At 49.9% G+C, this 14,734-nt stretch carries 11 protein-coding genes; 5 read left to right on the top strand and 6 right to left on the bottom strand.

The annotated features are described in order from the left end of the window. Window positions 1-10: 10 nt before the first annotated feature. A complete protein-coding gene (ftsH, locus tag DBY90_RS07525) occupies window positions 11-1,966 on the top strand; it encodes an ATP-dependent zinc metalloprotease FtsH (protein ID WP_070491026.1) in 1,956 nt (651 codons plus the stop codon). A gap of 448 nt (window positions 1,967-2,414) precedes the next feature. Here the strand turns inward: ftsH and trxB are convergent, their stop codons facing one another. The 4 genes from trxB to DBY90_RS07505 form a co-directional block, all read right to left on the bottom strand. Then, on the bottom strand, window positions 2,415-3,365 hold the full coding sequence (trxB, locus tag DBY90_RS07520; protein WP_003743113.1) for a thioredoxin-disulfide reductase: 951 nt from the start codon (window positions 3,363-3,365) through the stop codon (window positions 2,415-2,417). A gap of 277 nt (window positions 3,366-3,642) precedes the next feature. Further along, window positions 3,643-4,644, bottom strand: a complete 1,002-nt coding sequence (hemB, locus tag DBY90_RS07515) for a porphobilinogen synthase (RefSeq protein ID WP_070491001.1) — start codon at window positions 4,642-4,644, stop codon at window positions 3,643-3,645. 153 nt (window positions 4,645-4,797) lie between these two features. Continuing rightward, window positions 4,798-5,523: a hypothetical protein gene (locus tag DBY90_RS07510; protein ID WP_070490999.1), complete on the bottom strand. Its 726-nt coding sequence runs from the start codon at window positions 5,521-5,523 to the stop codon at window positions 4,798-4,800. 140 nt (window positions 5,524-5,663) lie between these two features. Beyond that, window positions 5,664-5,930 (bottom strand): hypothetical protein, encoded by a 267-nt coding sequence (locus tag DBY90_RS07505; RefSeq protein WP_003743117.1) that lies wholly within the window; start codon window positions 5,928-5,930, stop codon window positions 5,664-5,666. A gap of 183 nt (window positions 5,931-6,113) precedes the next feature. Here DBY90_RS07505 and DBY90_RS07500 point away from each other — a divergent pair, with 183 nt between their 5' ends. Beyond that, entirely contained in the window at window positions 6,114-7,655 is a 1,542-nt protein-coding gene (locus DBY90_RS07500) for an L-lactate MFS transporter (protein WP_070490997.1), read from the top strand. A 293-nt stretch (window positions 7,656-7,948) separates the two neighbouring features. On the opposite strand, the gene DBY90_RS07495 is transcribed toward DBY90_RS07500, so the two are convergent. Then, window positions 7,949-9,502 (bottom strand): YdgA family protein, encoded by a 1,554-nt coding sequence (locus tag DBY90_RS07495; RefSeq protein ID WP_070491037.1) that lies wholly within the window; start codon window positions 9,500-9,502, stop codon window positions 7,949-7,951. Window positions 9,503-9,788: 286 nt separating this feature from the next. Continuing rightward, complete coding sequence (locus DBY90_RS07490; protein WP_070490995.1) at window positions 9,789-11,198, bottom strand: MFS transporter; 1,410 nt, start codon at window positions 11,196-11,198, stop codon at window positions 9,789-9,791. A 427-nt stretch (window positions 11,199-11,625) separates the two neighbouring features. On the opposite strand from DBY90_RS07490, the gene DBY90_RS07485 reads away from it, so the two are divergent. Genes DBY90_RS07485 through DBY90_RS07475 form a run of 3 tightly spaced genes read left to right on the top strand, consistent with a single transcriptional unit; the run spans window position 11,626 to window position 14,554 of the window. Continuing rightward, window positions 11,626-12,405: a (Fe-S)-binding protein gene (locus tag DBY90_RS07485; protein WP_070490993.1), complete on the top strand. Its 780-nt coding sequence runs from the start codon at window positions 11,626-11,628 to the stop codon at window positions 12,403-12,405. Next, window positions 12,402-13,103: a LutC/YkgG family protein gene (locus DBY90_RS07480; RefSeq protein WP_070490991.1), complete on the top strand. Its 702-nt coding sequence runs from the start codon at window positions 12,402-12,404 to the stop codon at window positions 13,101-13,103. The genes DBY90_RS07485 and DBY90_RS07480 overlap by 4 nt, the downstream gene beginning before the upstream one ends. Then, window positions 13,100-14,554, top strand: coding sequence for a LutB/LldF family L-lactate oxidation iron-sulfur protein (locus DBY90_RS07475; RefSeq protein WP_070490989.1), 1,455 nt, complete (start codon window positions 13,100-13,102; stop codon window positions 14,552-14,554). The genes DBY90_RS07480 and DBY90_RS07475 overlap by 4 nt, the downstream gene beginning before the upstream one ends. Window positions 14,555-14,734: the final 180 nt, after the last annotated feature.

The following is a 14,734-nucleotide window of genomic DNA, read 5'->3' as shown; positions in this document are numbered from 1 at the left end:
GCCTGGCTAAGTGGGGAATACCTTTAAGTCAATTCTGCTCTGGGTTGCTTTGTGCGTCGGCCTGATGGCCGCATTCAACGCTCTGACCAGCAAGCAGGAAAACAAGCAGCAAATCGAATACTCTCAATTTATCCAACAGGTAAACAACGGTGAAGTGGCAAGTGTCAATATCGAAGGTTCCGCTATCATCGGCTATCTAGTTAGGGGGGAGCGTACCGATAAAACCTCTTTCTTCACCAATGCGCCTTTGGACGATAATTTGGTTAAAACGCTTTTGGACAATAAAGTCCGCGTCAACGTTATCCCCGAAGAAAAACCAAGCATGCTCGCCAGCCTGTTTTACAGCCTGTTGCCGGTATTGCTGTTGATTGGCGCATGGTTTTATTTTATGCGTATGCAAAGCGGTGGTGGCGGTAAGGGTGGTGCATTCTCTTTCGGTAAAAGCCGTGCCCGCCTTCTGGACAAAGATGCCAACAAAGTTACCTTTGCTGATGTTGCCGGTTGTGATGAGGCAAAAGAGGAAGTGCAGGAAATCGTTGATTACCTGAAAGCTCCAAGCCGTTATCAAAGTTTGGGCGGACGCGTTCCGCGCGGTATCTTACTGGCGGGCAGTCCGGGCACAGGTAAAACTTTGCTGGCAAAAGCCATAGCAGGCGAAGCAGGCGTACCGTTCTTCAGCATCTCAGGTTCTGACTTTGTTGAAATGTTCGTCGGGGTCGGTGCAAGCCGTGTGCGCGATATGTTTGAACAAGCGAAGAAAAACGCCCCTTGTATCATTTTTATTGACGAAATCGATGCTGTCGGCCGTCAGCGCGGTGCCGGTTTGGGCGGCGGTAATGATGAGCGCGAACAAACCTTGAACCAGCTTTTGGTAGAAATGGACGGTTTTGAAAGCAACCAGACCGTTATCGTCATTGCCGCAACCAACCGTCCGGACGTATTAGATCCTGCCTTACAACGTCCTGGCCGTTTCGACCGACAAGTGGTGGTTCCACTACCCGATATTCGCGGCCGCGAACAGATTTTGAGAGTACACGCAAAAAAAGTGCCTTTGGATGCATCTGTTGATTTGGGTTCTTTGGCCCGAGGTACTCCTGGTTTTTCCGGTGCGGATTTGGCAAACTTGGTTAATGAAGCCGCCCTGTTTGCAGGCCGTCGGAATAAAACCAAAGTCGACCAAAGCGATTTTGAAGATGCCAAAGACAAAATCTATATGGGTCCCGAACGCCGCAGCATGGTAATGCATGAAGACGAAAAACGTGCGACTGCCTACCATGAAGCTGGTCACGCGATTGTTGCCGAAAGCCTGCCGTTTACTGATCCCGTTCATAAAGTAACCATCATGCCACGCGGCCGTGCGCTCGGTTTGACTTGGCAGCTTCCCGAACGCGACCGTATCAGCATGTATAAAGACCAAATGTTGAGTCAGCTTTCCATCTTGTTTGGCGGTCGTATTGCCGAAGACATCTTCGTCGGCCGTATTTCCACCGGCGCGTCCAATGATTTCGAACGTGCTACGCAAATAGCGCGGGAGATGGTAACCCGTTACGGCATGAGCGATAAAATGGGCGTAATGGTTTATGCAGAGAATGAAGGTGAAGTGTTCTTGGGACGCAGCGTTACCCGTTCTCAAAACATTTCTGAAAAAACGCAACAAGATATTGATGCTGAAGTACGCCGTATTTTGGACGAACAATATCAGGTGGCCTACAAAATCCTTGATGAAAACCGCGATAAAATGGAAACCATGTGCAAAGCCTTAATGGATTGGGAAACCATCGATCGTGATCAAGTGTTGGAAATTATGGCAGGCAAACAACCTAGCCCGCCTAAAGATTATAGCCACAATATACGTCAGGATAATGCGGAACCATCCGAACTTCAAACAGAGCCTGAACCTCAGGAAACCGTTGTTCAGGAATCTGCTCCAATTGAAGCTTTTGAAGACTCGGCAAATAAATCATAAATATGGAAAACGGCAGCTTATTAAAGCTGCCGTTTTTATTTTATTATGACTGTTACAAAACAGGTAAGGCGAGGAAGTACAGTTTGTATAGTTTTATTGTTATATAGTGGATTAACTTTAAACCAGTACAGCGTTGCCTCGCCTTGCCGTACTATCTGTACTGTCTGCGGCTTCGTCGCCTTGTCCTGATTTAAATTTAATCCACTATAAGTAGAAAGAGGAATGACGGTTGTCAGAATTAGAGGGTTGTAATGTGGTTGCTCTGTTTGAAATATCCTGATTTAAACAAAAAGGTCGTCTGAAAACAAACATAGCGGGTTTCGCTAAAAACCTTTCAGACGACCTTTTCTTATACTTTACTTTTTAGAATGCCATATGGACATCGGGTTCGCAGCCTGTCCGTTTGGAATGAGTTAATCGAGCTGCCTTTACCCAGTACAGAGTTGTTTTACAACCCTTGGCGGTCGAGCCAGCGTTCGGCATCAAGTGCGGCTTGGCAACCTGAGGCTGCGCTGGTGATAGCTTGGCGGTAGGTGTGGTCTTTGACGTCGCCTGCCGCCCATACGCCTTCGATATTGGTCGCGCCGACGTTGTCGCCCGTACCGCCTTTGGTTTTCAGGTAGCCGGTTTCGTCCATATCGAGTTGTCCTTTGAAAATGTCAGTGTTGGGTTTATGGCCGATGGCGATGAACACGCCTTTGACGGCGATGTCTTCGGTAGTGCCGTCGTTGTGTTTCAGACGGGCGCCGGTAACGCCGCCTTCGTCGCCCAAGACTTCATCCAGATTGCTGTTGAGCTTGAGGATGATTTTGCCTTCTTCAACGCGCTGCATGAGTTTGTCCACCATGATTTTTTCGGCGCGGAAGCTGTCGCGGCGGTGAATCAGGGTAACGGTGTTGGCAATGTTGGCGAGGTAAAGGGCTTCCTCTACGGCAGTATTGCCGCCGCCGACGACTGCCACGTCTTGTTGTTTATAGAAGAAACCGTCGCAGGTCGCGCAGGCGGATACGCCTTTGCCCGCAAAAGTTTCTTCGCTGGGCAGCCCCAGATATTTGGCGGATGCGCCGGTAGCGACGATCAGCGCGTCGCAAGTGTATTCGCCCATGTCGCCTTTGAGGGTGAAGGGGCGGTTTTGTAAATCGACGGTGTGGATTTGGTCGAAAATCATTTCAGTGCCGAAACGCTCGGCATGGGCAAGGAAACGCGCCATCAGTTCCGGGCCTTGTACGCCTTCCGCGTCGGCGGGCCAGTTGTCGACTTCGGTGGTGGTCATCAGTTGTCCGCCCTGTTCGACACCGGTAATGATGACGGGCTTGAGGTTAGCGCGGGCGGCATAGACGGCGGCGGTGTAGCCGGCAGGACCTGAGCCGAGGATGATGAGTTTGTGATGGTTGCTCATGATGTTTTCCTTACTGAGAGATTGAGTGTGTTTCAGACGAGGTAGATTTTACTTGAAAATCTAAGCTGCGTCCGTTTGCATGATGGGGATATGTTGGCAGTATTGAAATTAACAAGGGTCGATTGTGAATGGTAAATCAGTTATTTGGAAGGTATATTGAGGAAAGGTCGTCTGAACATTTTCAGACGACCTTTTGCTTTTCAATCAGCTTTTTGCTGGCTTTACAATGTCCGGCATTGGGATAGTTTACAGGAAAACCAATGCCGTTATGTGTGTTTTATTTTTTCAGTAATTTGGCAGCTTCGAGAGCGTAATAAGTCAGAATACCGTCGGCACCGGCGCGTTTGAAGGCGAGCAGGCTTTCGAGTATGACTTTTTCGCCGTCCAGCCAGCCGTTTTGAATCGCGGCTTGAAGCATGGCGTATTCGCCGGAAACTTGGTAGGCGTAGGTCGGTACGCCGAACTCGTCTTTGACGCGGCGGACAACGTCAAGATAAGGAAGACCGGGTTTGACCATCACCATATCCGCGCCTTCCTGAATGTCGAGGGCGACTTCGTGCAGGGCTTCGTCGGTATTGGCGGGGTCCATTTGGTAGGTTTTCTTGTCGGCTTTGCCCAGATTGCCGGAACTGCCGACCGCATCGCGGAACGGGCCATAAAAAGCGGAAGCGTATTTGGCGGAATACGCCATGATGCGGGTGTGGATGTGCCCTGCGTCTTCAAGGGCTTCACGGATGGCGAGGATGCGGCCGTCCATCATGTCGGACGGAGCGACGACTTGCGCGCCTGCGTCGGCATGGCACAAGGCTTGTTTCACCAAAACTTCGATGGTTTCGTCGTTGAGGACGTAGCCGTTTGCATCGGTCAGCCCGTCTTGCCCGTGGATGGTGTAGGGGTCGAGAGCGACGTCGGTCATGATGCCGAGTTCGGGGAATTTTTCGCGCAGGGTACGTACGACGGTTGGCACGAGTCCTTCGGGGTTGTAGGCTTCTTCCGCCAAGTCGGTTTTATTTTGGGTAACGACGGGGAAGAGTGCCAGCATGGGGATGCCGAGTTTGAGGGCTTCTTCGGCGGTGAACAATAATTTGTCCAGGCTTTGCCGTTTCACGCCGGGCATGGAGGAGACAGCTTCTTCTTGGTTGCTGCCTTCGAGTACGAAAACGGGGTAAATCAAATCGTCTGCGGTCAGGGTATGCTCGCGCATCAGGCGGCGGGAGAAATCGTCTTTGCGCATGCGGCGCATACGGGTGGCGGAAACGTAACGCGGTGGGAAGTTCATAATCGTCCTTTGTCCTTCTGGAAACAGCTAAATCGGCAGGAGAAATGTTTTCAGACGACCTCTTTGCAAGCAGGGGTCGTCTGAAAATGGGTTTGCGACAGTTTACGCCGTTTTGGGGGATTACTGAAGCAGTAGGTAGGATGTTGATACGAATCAGTCTTCGACTTTGGTAATCACTTTGACTGTTTTTTTAATTTCTTTGAACGTATCCGTTTTGAGGTTTTGTTCGTTCGGCAACATTCCGTTGGTGTTCAGCGGAGCGATGTTTTTCAAAGCGCGGCGATATTCTGCTTCGCTTAATTTTTCTTGGCTGATTCTCCATACTTTACGGCCGGAGGCTTTGACTTCGGAGGCGGTCCACAGACCTACCTTGTGGTAGTAGAACAAAACACTTTGCAGGAGTGCTTTCATGTCCGCACCAGGCTTGCCGCTGCCGATGCTGCGTCCGATACGGTTGTTGCGCTGATCAACAGCTTGGTCGGCAAGGAAACGGCTGTAATAATCGGTTTTGCCCTCTCGAATCTCCATATCGGTCAGATAGGCATTGCCGGCCCTGTCTGCAATTTCGCTGTCAAATTGGGAGGAAATAGCGGCCTGCCATAAGGCTTGACGGACGGCATTGACCTGCGTCCCGCGTCCTTCGCCGTTGGCACGGTCGTCTAAACCGGTCCGGGTGGCAAAGCGTGCGGCGTTGCTGGTCAGGTTGGTCGAGTTTTTGTCTTCAACGCCGATCACTTGCGCCGCAACAGGATGGTTGATGGCAAATTGCGCGATTTTGCTGCGACGGCTTTGGTCTACCTCATAATTCTGGCAGCCGGAAAGCAATACGGAAGCGAGCAGGATGTAAGAAAGATGTGTTTTGAGTTTAATGTTTGCCATAATGAGATATTATTTTGTTTAGTGACAGATTACGTTATTTAACACAAAAATGCAGTCAATAGCAAAATATTTTTCAAGCGGAGGGATTTGGGCTTGAATGGTTGCTTGATGGGGAAGTCGAGGTCGTCTGAAAATAGGCGTTACATTTTGCCGGGGTTTTGACTGCGGAAAATATTAATGAGTTGTTTGGATTCCTGTAATGGCAAACCGAAATGTGTGCGGATTGCTTGAATATCTTTGACCTCATCGCCGCTCAGATTGCGTGAGAGCCATTCGAAAGTTTCGGGTTGTTTCAGAATCCGTGCGAGGTATGCCTGCTTGAGTTTACGGTTGCGCCACCGAACGAACAGCATAGTGAAAACAAATAAGACAATCAGGAAAATATTGGTAAGAGCGATAAAAGTCATGTGGGAGCGTGCATGATTAGGTGGAAGTAAGTCCATATTATGAATGATTTTTCTCTTTCTTACTCAAAAAACTCATGTTAAGCGGAGTAAAGCCCATGCAGAAGCGTGGTACAATATTGTCAACAATTTAAGGCGTTTTCCTCGCGGAGAACGCTGTTTTTCATTAGACATTAAGAGGCTTTTATGAAAATTTTAGACCGTGAGGCGACGATTGCCGAACCGGGTTTTAACCGTTGGCTGGTGCCGCCTGCCGCCTTGGCGGTGCATCTTGCCATCGGGCAAATTTATGCGTATTCCGTGTTTAACGCGCCGCTGACCAAGCTTATCGGCATTACCGAATCCGCCGCCGGGGATTGGAAGCTGACGACTGTGGGCTGGATTTTCAGTATCGCGCTTGCTATGTTGGGCGCGTCTGCCGCGTTGTTCGGCACTTGGATGGAGCGTGTCGGCCCGCGCAAGGCGATGTTTGTCGCGGCGTGCTGTTTCAGCTTGGGCTTTTTTGTGTCGGCACTCGGCGTCAGTACGCATAATCTGTTTCTCCTCTATTTGGGTAACGGCGTGATCGGCGGCATCGGCTTGGGGCTGGGCTATATCGGTCCTGTGTCCACTTTAATGAAGTGGTTTCCCGACAAACCGGGCATGGCGACGGGTTTGGCGATTATGGGGTTCGGCGGCGGTGCGATGCTTGCTTCGCCTTTGTCCGTATCGTTGATGAATGCGTTTTCAGACGACGTGTCGGTCGGCGTTGCACCGACTTTTGTCGTTTTGGGGCTGTTTTACCTTGTGTTGATGATGTTCGGCGCCTTCACCATCCGCGTGCCGGCGGAGGGTTGGAAACCTGAAGGCTATGTCGCGCCGAAAGTGAAAAACAAGCTGGTCAGCAGCAATCATGTCAATGTTTCCCAAGCGATGAAAACGCCGCAATTTTGGCTGTTGTTTTGGGTGTTGTGCCTGAACGTGACTGCTGGTATCGGCGTTTTGGGGCAGGCTTCGGTCATGATTCAGGAGCTGTTTTCAGAGGCGTCGGTCGGCAAACAAGCGGCAATCGGCGCTGGGGCGGCGGCAGGTTTCGTCAGCCTTTTGAGCCTGTTCAATATGGGCGGGCGGTTTTTATGGTCCAGCGTTTCCGACAAACTCGGACGTAAAAATACCTACACCATCTTTTTCGTACTCGGTTCGCTGCTGTATTTTGCCGTTCCGTCCATTGGCGAAAGTGGAAACAAGGCTTTGTTTATTATTGGATTCTGCGTCATCATTTCCATGTATGGCGGCGGTTTTGCCGCGATTCCGGCTTATTTGAAAGACTTGTTCGGTACTTATCAGGTCGGCGCGATTCACGGACGTATTTTGCTGGCGTGGTCAACCGCTGCCGTGATCGGTCCGGTTTTGGTGAACTACATCCGCCAAAGCCAAATCGACAGCGGTGTTCCCGCCGCGCAGGCATACGGCGTTACCATGTACATCATGGCAGGATTGTTGATTGTCGGTTTGCTGTGCAACCTTGCCGTCAGATCGGTTCATGAAAAACACCACGAAACCGACATTAAAACAGCGGCGCACAGCGGCAATCCCGATGATGAAACCGCCGTTTCCGATGCCTACTTGTTGCAGGAAAAAGTTGCGGCAGGCGGTTTTTCGGTTTGGTGGCGTTGGACGTTGGTCGGCGTCCCGCTGGCTTACGGCGTGGTGATGGTGTTCGTCAAGGCATTGGGGTTGTTCCGTTAAAAGCGGATTGATGAGCAAAAGGTCGTCTGAAAAGTTTTCAGACGACCTTTTTGATATTGGTTATGATTGGAGGCTGTGTCGATATAGCGGGTTTATATGAGATTCTCCATCCAGTCATTTTTGTGGAGAGGAGTTTGGAAATTCGAAATTAGGGTGATTTTTGAATATTTCTAAAAATCAGACTCCTCTTGCCTCGAGGGAATAACGAAAGAGTCATTCTTATTTTGTATATTTACTATAAATTAAACCTGCTAAGAAAAAAGGTCGTCTGAATTTTCAGACGACCTTTCGGTTTATGGATGAGATGGTTCGGAAACCATATCCGTATCATCAAAATCCGGTTCAGGATCATTATGCAGGACTTTGCCGTTAAGTTTCAATTCATTGTTTTGCAAAGTTATCTTGGTTTTGACTGTACCGTTTTCCAGCGCCAGATATTTTTCGTCCGCCATGCTGCGGATGGTGCTGTCCACCATTAGGCGCAGGGTTTCGGTAACGTCTTCGATACCTGCCTGCCCATTTGCCTCATCGTCGGGATTGACGCTGAAAATACTGCGTGCCTGACTGATTGCCAGTTGTTCGAGCAGTTTTTGCGGAACCGCCATGTCAAATCCGGCTTCGGTTTTTTTCAGCATATCGCTGAGGCTATTCAAATCTTTTGCTGCCAGACCTTTAAACAGCAGTTTGCCACTGACATCGACATCGCCTTGAGGCATAGTGAATTTGAAGGTTTTAACATTCAAGATAGGATTATTGGTAAACAGGCTTGAAGCCTCGTTCTTGGCGGTCTGTATCAAGGCGTTTTGGATTTCTTCTTCGCTCATTTTTTTATCTGCGATTTCGGCAAATTTATTTTTCAGCGCAAGAAGGCCGGAGGCATCCAAGTGTTCGGCGGCAATATTGATGTCCAATGGGCCGTATTTTTCGTCGCCGTAAGTCAGGTCTTGAAATTGGAAGCGGCCTTCGCTGTTGATGAACTTGTCCGCTTCGTGAGTATCGGTTTCAAATTTCAGTTTGCTGACTTCAATTTTTGACGGAGGGATGCTGCCTGTCGGATTGATAAACGCACCGATTTGTAGATTGGTAACCAAGTTTACCAATTCATTCAGTTTGATGTTGTAATCGATGTTGTCTTTCCACTGGAGCAGGAATTTATCCAGCGTAGTGCTGCTTTTGCCTAAAGACAGTTTGTTGAGACCGCTTGTGGTTTCAGATTGGAAATGTAGGTTTTCTAGAGAAATGTCGCCCTTGTCCGCCAGTTTGACTTGAAGGGAGGGAGCCAGATAGTCATGGCTATAACTTTGGAAATCTTTTTTATAGTCGGTATGCCCGCTCAGACCTTTCCAGTTCAGCTTGATGCCGGAAAGCTCTTCGTAATCGAAAGCGGGGATACTCAAATCCAGTTTGCCGCTGCCGCTGAAATAGATGGTGTTGCTCATCGTTACCGGCGTTTGTTTGCCGAAGAAGCGTGATAATGCTTTTTCGGTTTCAGGGTGATATTTGAACTCGGTTTCGATGTGCGCCTGAGTGCCTATGTCGCCGGCAAACGGTCCGTGGCTGATGTGGTTGATAACCGTAATCGGCTCTTGCAGGATGGTTTTCAGGTTGTCGGGCAGGTATTTTTGCGTATTTTGAAGAAGAGTAGGCTTCAGGCGGATAACGGTGGTTTCCGTTGCGCTGAACCAGCCGCGTTCGTATTGATGCGATTCTACGGTTAGAAAACCGGATTCTTGTAAGATTTTTTGTTGTGCGGTAAGGCTTTCCTCTGCTTTGATGCCGAGGTAGTAGGGGGTGCCAAGTGCGGCGGCTACGGCTACGGCAGCAACCGGGATAAGATACTTTTTCATTGCTTCAGACACACAGATTGAAAGCATTAAGCATAGCATTTTTTGCTTTGCTTGTCTTTTCAGTGTGGCGGCTTCCTGTGAAGAATATGGGTCGTCTGAAAATTTTTGGACTGTTTTTTGATTGTTAGGTAGGTGTTGGCGGGTAATGTTTGGATATGTCTGTATTGAATTTTGACTGATGTTCAGGTGCGTTTTTTACTATTTTCGTTAGTTGCTTTGCCGAATGGGTGTTGCGGGTAAAAGCGTGGAATATCTTTCAGACGACCTTTTCGGTTTTGGGAAATGTTCAGTCGGTTAGGTTGCGTCCGTCGGAAATGTGCAGGCGGCTGAATATGATGCTGGAGACGAGGGTAATCAAGCCGATGGAAAGCAGGGTGAGGCGGAATGAAAGGTGGAGGTTGCCTGCGGTGAAGCTGCTTTGTGACCAGTTTTGCAGGATAAGTGCGCCGAGCGCAATGCCGAGACTGATGGCGAGTTGTTGGTTGACTGCCATCAGACTGTTGCCGCTGCCGGTTTGGTGCGCACGCAGGTCGGCGATGGTCAGGGTGTTCATGGCGGAGAACTGGATGGAGTTGCAGGTACCGATGAGGAGCAGCAGGACAATCCATACGCTTAAGGACGTGTCCGCGTCGGGTAGGGCAAGCAGCATAATCAATATGGCGAGGAGGCGCGTGTTCCAAATCAACACGTTGCGGTAGCCGAAGCGCGACATCAGGGGTTTGATGAGCGGTTTGACGGCAAGCGAGGCGAAAGCGACGGGCGCGACCAGCCAGCCGGATACGCTGGCGGCGAATCCGAATGCGACTTGAAACAATAGCGGCAGCAAAAAAGGAATGGAACTGATACCGAGCCGGCTGAACAGGTTGCCTGTCAGACCCAGTCGGAAGGTGCGGACTTGGAACAAATCCGCCGCATAAATCGGGTTGGCGGCGGTTTTCATGTGGCGGTAGTAGAGCAGGGCGAAGGCTGTACCGCCGATGGCGAGCAAGAGCGAAAACCAAACTGCGCCAGAGTGGGACACCATTTCCACTGCCAACATCAAGAGACACGCCGCCGAAGCGAAAGTCAGGTAGCCGCTCAAGTCCAGAACCGTATTTTCGCCTTTGACATCGGGCATAATCCGCCAGCCCAGCAAGACGCCGAGCAGCCCTATGGGCAGGTTCAGCAGGAAAATCCAATGCCAAGATGCGTATTCGACCAAATAGCCGCCAACCAGAGGACCGAATATCGGGCCGATCAGCGCGGGCATTACGGCATAATTGATGGCGTTTAAGAGTTGGGATTTGTCGTACACACGCAAAATCGTCAGGCGCGGTACGGGTACCAACATCGACCCGCCTATACCCTGAATCACCCGCGCCATCACCAGCATGGGCAGATTCGTTGCCGCCGCACACAATGCCGAACCGAGCATAAAAATGCCGACTGAGCCGAAAAATACGTTTTTAGTGCCGAATCTGTCCACCAAATAGCCGCTTAAGGGAATCAGCAGGGCGACGGTCAGCGTATAGGAAATCGCCGCCAGCTGCATATTGAGCGGCGATACTTGGAAATCTTTGGCAATTTCGGGCAGGGCGGTGTTCAGAATCGTCGCATCCAGCATTTGCATGAAAATCGCAATTGCCAGCAGCAGCGGCAGCCAGCGGGACGGGCGGACGGGCGGCGTTTCCGAAACGTTTGATTCGGTTGTGTTCATAGGGTTGAATTGTAACTGATTTGAAAGGAGGTCGTCTGAAAGAGGGTAAGGGTAGCAAAAGGCAGCTATTGGCAAATAATATTGTAAATCTGATTCAGTTTTAGAATATTGTTTGAGCCATGTACTTTTAAGCGATGAGTTTCAGACGTCCTTTGAAGTTGAGTGATGGAATGACAGTCGTTATGGCAGCAGCGAGTTCATAAGCAATTTATTTCGGGTATTGTTTAATTATGAATATATTAGATATTAATCATAATGATAATAATTAGCATATATGAAGACGATTCAATATATGTGGGTATTAGGTCTTAGCAGTCATCCGATTCCAATATTATTTTTTAAAATTATACTTGACCGCCTACATGCAATTACTTAAAGTAGCCGTCTATTTATACAAAGAAAAACGGGTACTCCCGTCAACGAAAAAATGAGCGCAATCACCCCACCCAAAATCACTACATTCGACAGCAAGCCGACAGATGTCTATTTCTTCGGCACCTGCGTCCTCGATATTTTTATGCCTGAAGCAGGCATGGATGCCATTACTTTAATTGAGCAACAAGGCATACGGGTTCATTTCCCGATGGCGCAAAGCTGCTGCGGCCAACCCGCTTACTCTTCCGGTCATCCGATCGAGGCGTTTGATGTCGCCAAAGCGCAACTTGACCTCTTCCCTGAGAACTGGCCGATCGTCGTACCGTCCGGCTCGTGTGGCGGTATGATGAAACATCACTGGCCTACTCTGTTTAAAAATACAGAATACGAATCCAAAGCGGTTGATTGTGCCAACCGCATCATTGAGTTTACTCATTTCTTGCTTGCCATCGGCTACAAACCTGAAGACAAGGGCGAGCCTGTCAAAGTCGCTGTCCACACTTCCTGCGCCGCCCGCCGTGAAATGAACGTCCATATTTCAGGCTGGCAGCTGATTGACGGGATGGAAAACGTTGAACGCATCGTTCACGACCATGAAAGCGAATGCTGCGGCTTCGGCGGTACATTCTCTGTCAAACAGGCGGATATTTCCGGCGCGATGGTAACCGACAAAGTTGCCGCGCTGAAAGAAACCGGTGCGACCGAAATCATCAGTGCTGACTGCGGCTGCATGATGAATATCGGCGGCAAAATCGCTAAGGACGAGCCGAATATGCCGCGTCCGAAACACATCGCATCCTTCTTGCTGGAACGTACCGGAGGCAAAGCATGAGCGCGCGCGAAAATATTTTGGCAAAACTGAAAAAAGCCGACGCATTGCCGATGGAAGAGCCTGCGGTTTTTGATTATTACCGTGAAATGGGTGTTTCTTGGGGAAGCGAAGTTGAGCGTCTGAAACATTGGGCTGCCGCTATGCGTGCGGTCAAAACCGAAATTTATTGGGTGACCAAAACCAGCTGGCCGCAAGTATTCCGTCAAGCTGCCGAAGGCAAAGGTTTGAAAAACATCCTGCTGCCGTTGGCGACCGAACACGGACAAATCGCCCGAGCCGCGCTGGTGGAGAGTAATATCGAACCGATTGCTTTCGAGCGCGAAATCGATACTTGGAAAACCGAGTTCTTCACAAACATTGATGCAGGCTTTAGCGGCTCGCAATGTGGCATCGCCCGTACCGGTACGCTGATGCTGTTTTCCAGTACAGAAGAACCGCGTACTTTAAGCCTCGTTCCACCCGTGCATTTCTGCCTGTTTGATACGGCGAAAATGTATAACGAATTTCACAACGCCGTCGAAGGCGAAAAACTGGTGGAAAACGGTATGCCGACCAATGTTTTCCTGATTTCCGGCCCGTCCAAAACCGCAGACATTCAGTTGACGCTTGCTTACGGCGCGCACGGTCCGCGTGATTTGGTCATCCTCGCCATCCTGCCTGACCACATTTCCCCTGCCGATTTGGAGGAAAACGCATGACTACGCAAACCATCAAGTTCCACATGAAGCCGGAAACTTTCAAACAAAACGCCGCAATTTCCCTTCAAGACAAGCCTTTGCGTAAGAGTCTGCGTACCGCGATGGATATGCTGATGACTAAGCGCAAAGCCGTTTTGACCGACGAAGAAGAATTGCAAAGCCTGCGTGATTTGTGCGAACACGTCCGTCAGCGTTCTCTGTCCAAATTGCCCGCCCTGCTGGAGCAGCTGGAAGAAAACCTGACTAAGTTGGGCGTAAAAGTACACTGGGCGGAAACTCCGGCCGAGGCCTGCGAAATTATCCACGACATCATTGCTGCCAAAAACGGCAAGCTGATGGTCAAAGGCAAATCGATGGTCAGCGAGGAAATCGAGCTGAACCATTATCTTGAAGCAAAAGGCATTAAAGCGGTGGAAAGCGACTTGGGTGAGTTTATCGTCCAAATGGCAGGCGAAAAACCGACCCATATCGTGATGCCTGCCATTCACAAAACCAAAGAACAGGTTAGCGAACTTTTCCACCAAAACCTCGGCACGCCGCTGACAGATGACGTAGACCAACTGACCGGCTTTGCCCGCAAAGCCCTGCGCGATATTTACAGCACTGCCGATGTCGGCTTGAGCGGCGTAAACTTTGCTGTTGCTGAAACGGGTACACTGTGTTTGGTTGAAAACGAAGGCAACGGTCGCTTGAGTACCACCGTACCGCCCGTGCATATCGCCATTACCGGTATTGAAAAAGTTGTAGCCAAGCTGTCGGACGTTCCGCCTTTGTACAGCCTGCTGCCGCGTTCTGCCATCGGTCAGAACATTACTACCTATTTCAACATGATTACCGGTCCACGCCGTAGTGAAGAGCTGGATGGTCCGCAGGAAATGCACTTGGTTCTGCTCGACAACGGTCGCAGCCAAGCCTATGCCGAAGACCAAATGCGCCGCACCTTGCAATGTATCCGTTGTGGCGCGTGTATGAACCATTGTCCGGTTTATACCCGTATTGGTGGCGCGGCATACGGCACCACCTATCCCGGCCCTATCGGCGAGATTATTTCTCCGCACCTGTTAGGCTTGGACGCTACTCGTGACCTGCCGACCGCCTGTACCATGTGCGGCGCGTGTGTGGAAGTTTGTCCGGTGCGTATCCCGATTACCGAGCAAATGCAGCGCCTGCGTGTCGAAGCGCAACGTTCGCCGACCGAAGTTGTACCGCATCCTATCCGCGGACAAGGCGCATCGCATACTTTCGGCGAACAAATGGCATGGCGCACGTTCAACGGCATTTTCAGCGGCAGCAAAACTTACCGCGCCTTCGGTTGGGCGGCTACCAAATTCCGTGCATTGACGCCGAGCAAGCAACTGGGCTGGACGGACAACCGTGTTCCGATGAAACCTGCCAAAAAGACGCTGCATGAAATGATGGCGGAAAAGATGCGCCAAAAAGAAAAAGCGTAAAGCTGAAAATCATAAAGGCAATGACCCATATTTGAACATGATATGTGTCTAAGTTTTTTCTTGTGAAAAGTTACAGAAGGTCGTCTGAAAAGCATTTCAGGCGACCTTCTGTTTATTGTTGAAGCAAACACAGGATAAGCAAATACTGCTTAGTTTTACTATAAAATAGCGGTTCTTTGC

Source organism: Neisseria mucosa (assembly GCF_003044445.1).
GTDB classification, from domain to species: domain Bacteria; phylum Pseudomonadota; class Gammaproteobacteria; order Burkholderiales; family Neisseriaceae; genus Neisseria; species Neisseria mucosa_A.
The sequence above is the reverse complement of the archived record's forward strand: the minus strand, read 5'-3'. Positions and strand labels throughout refer to the sequence as shown.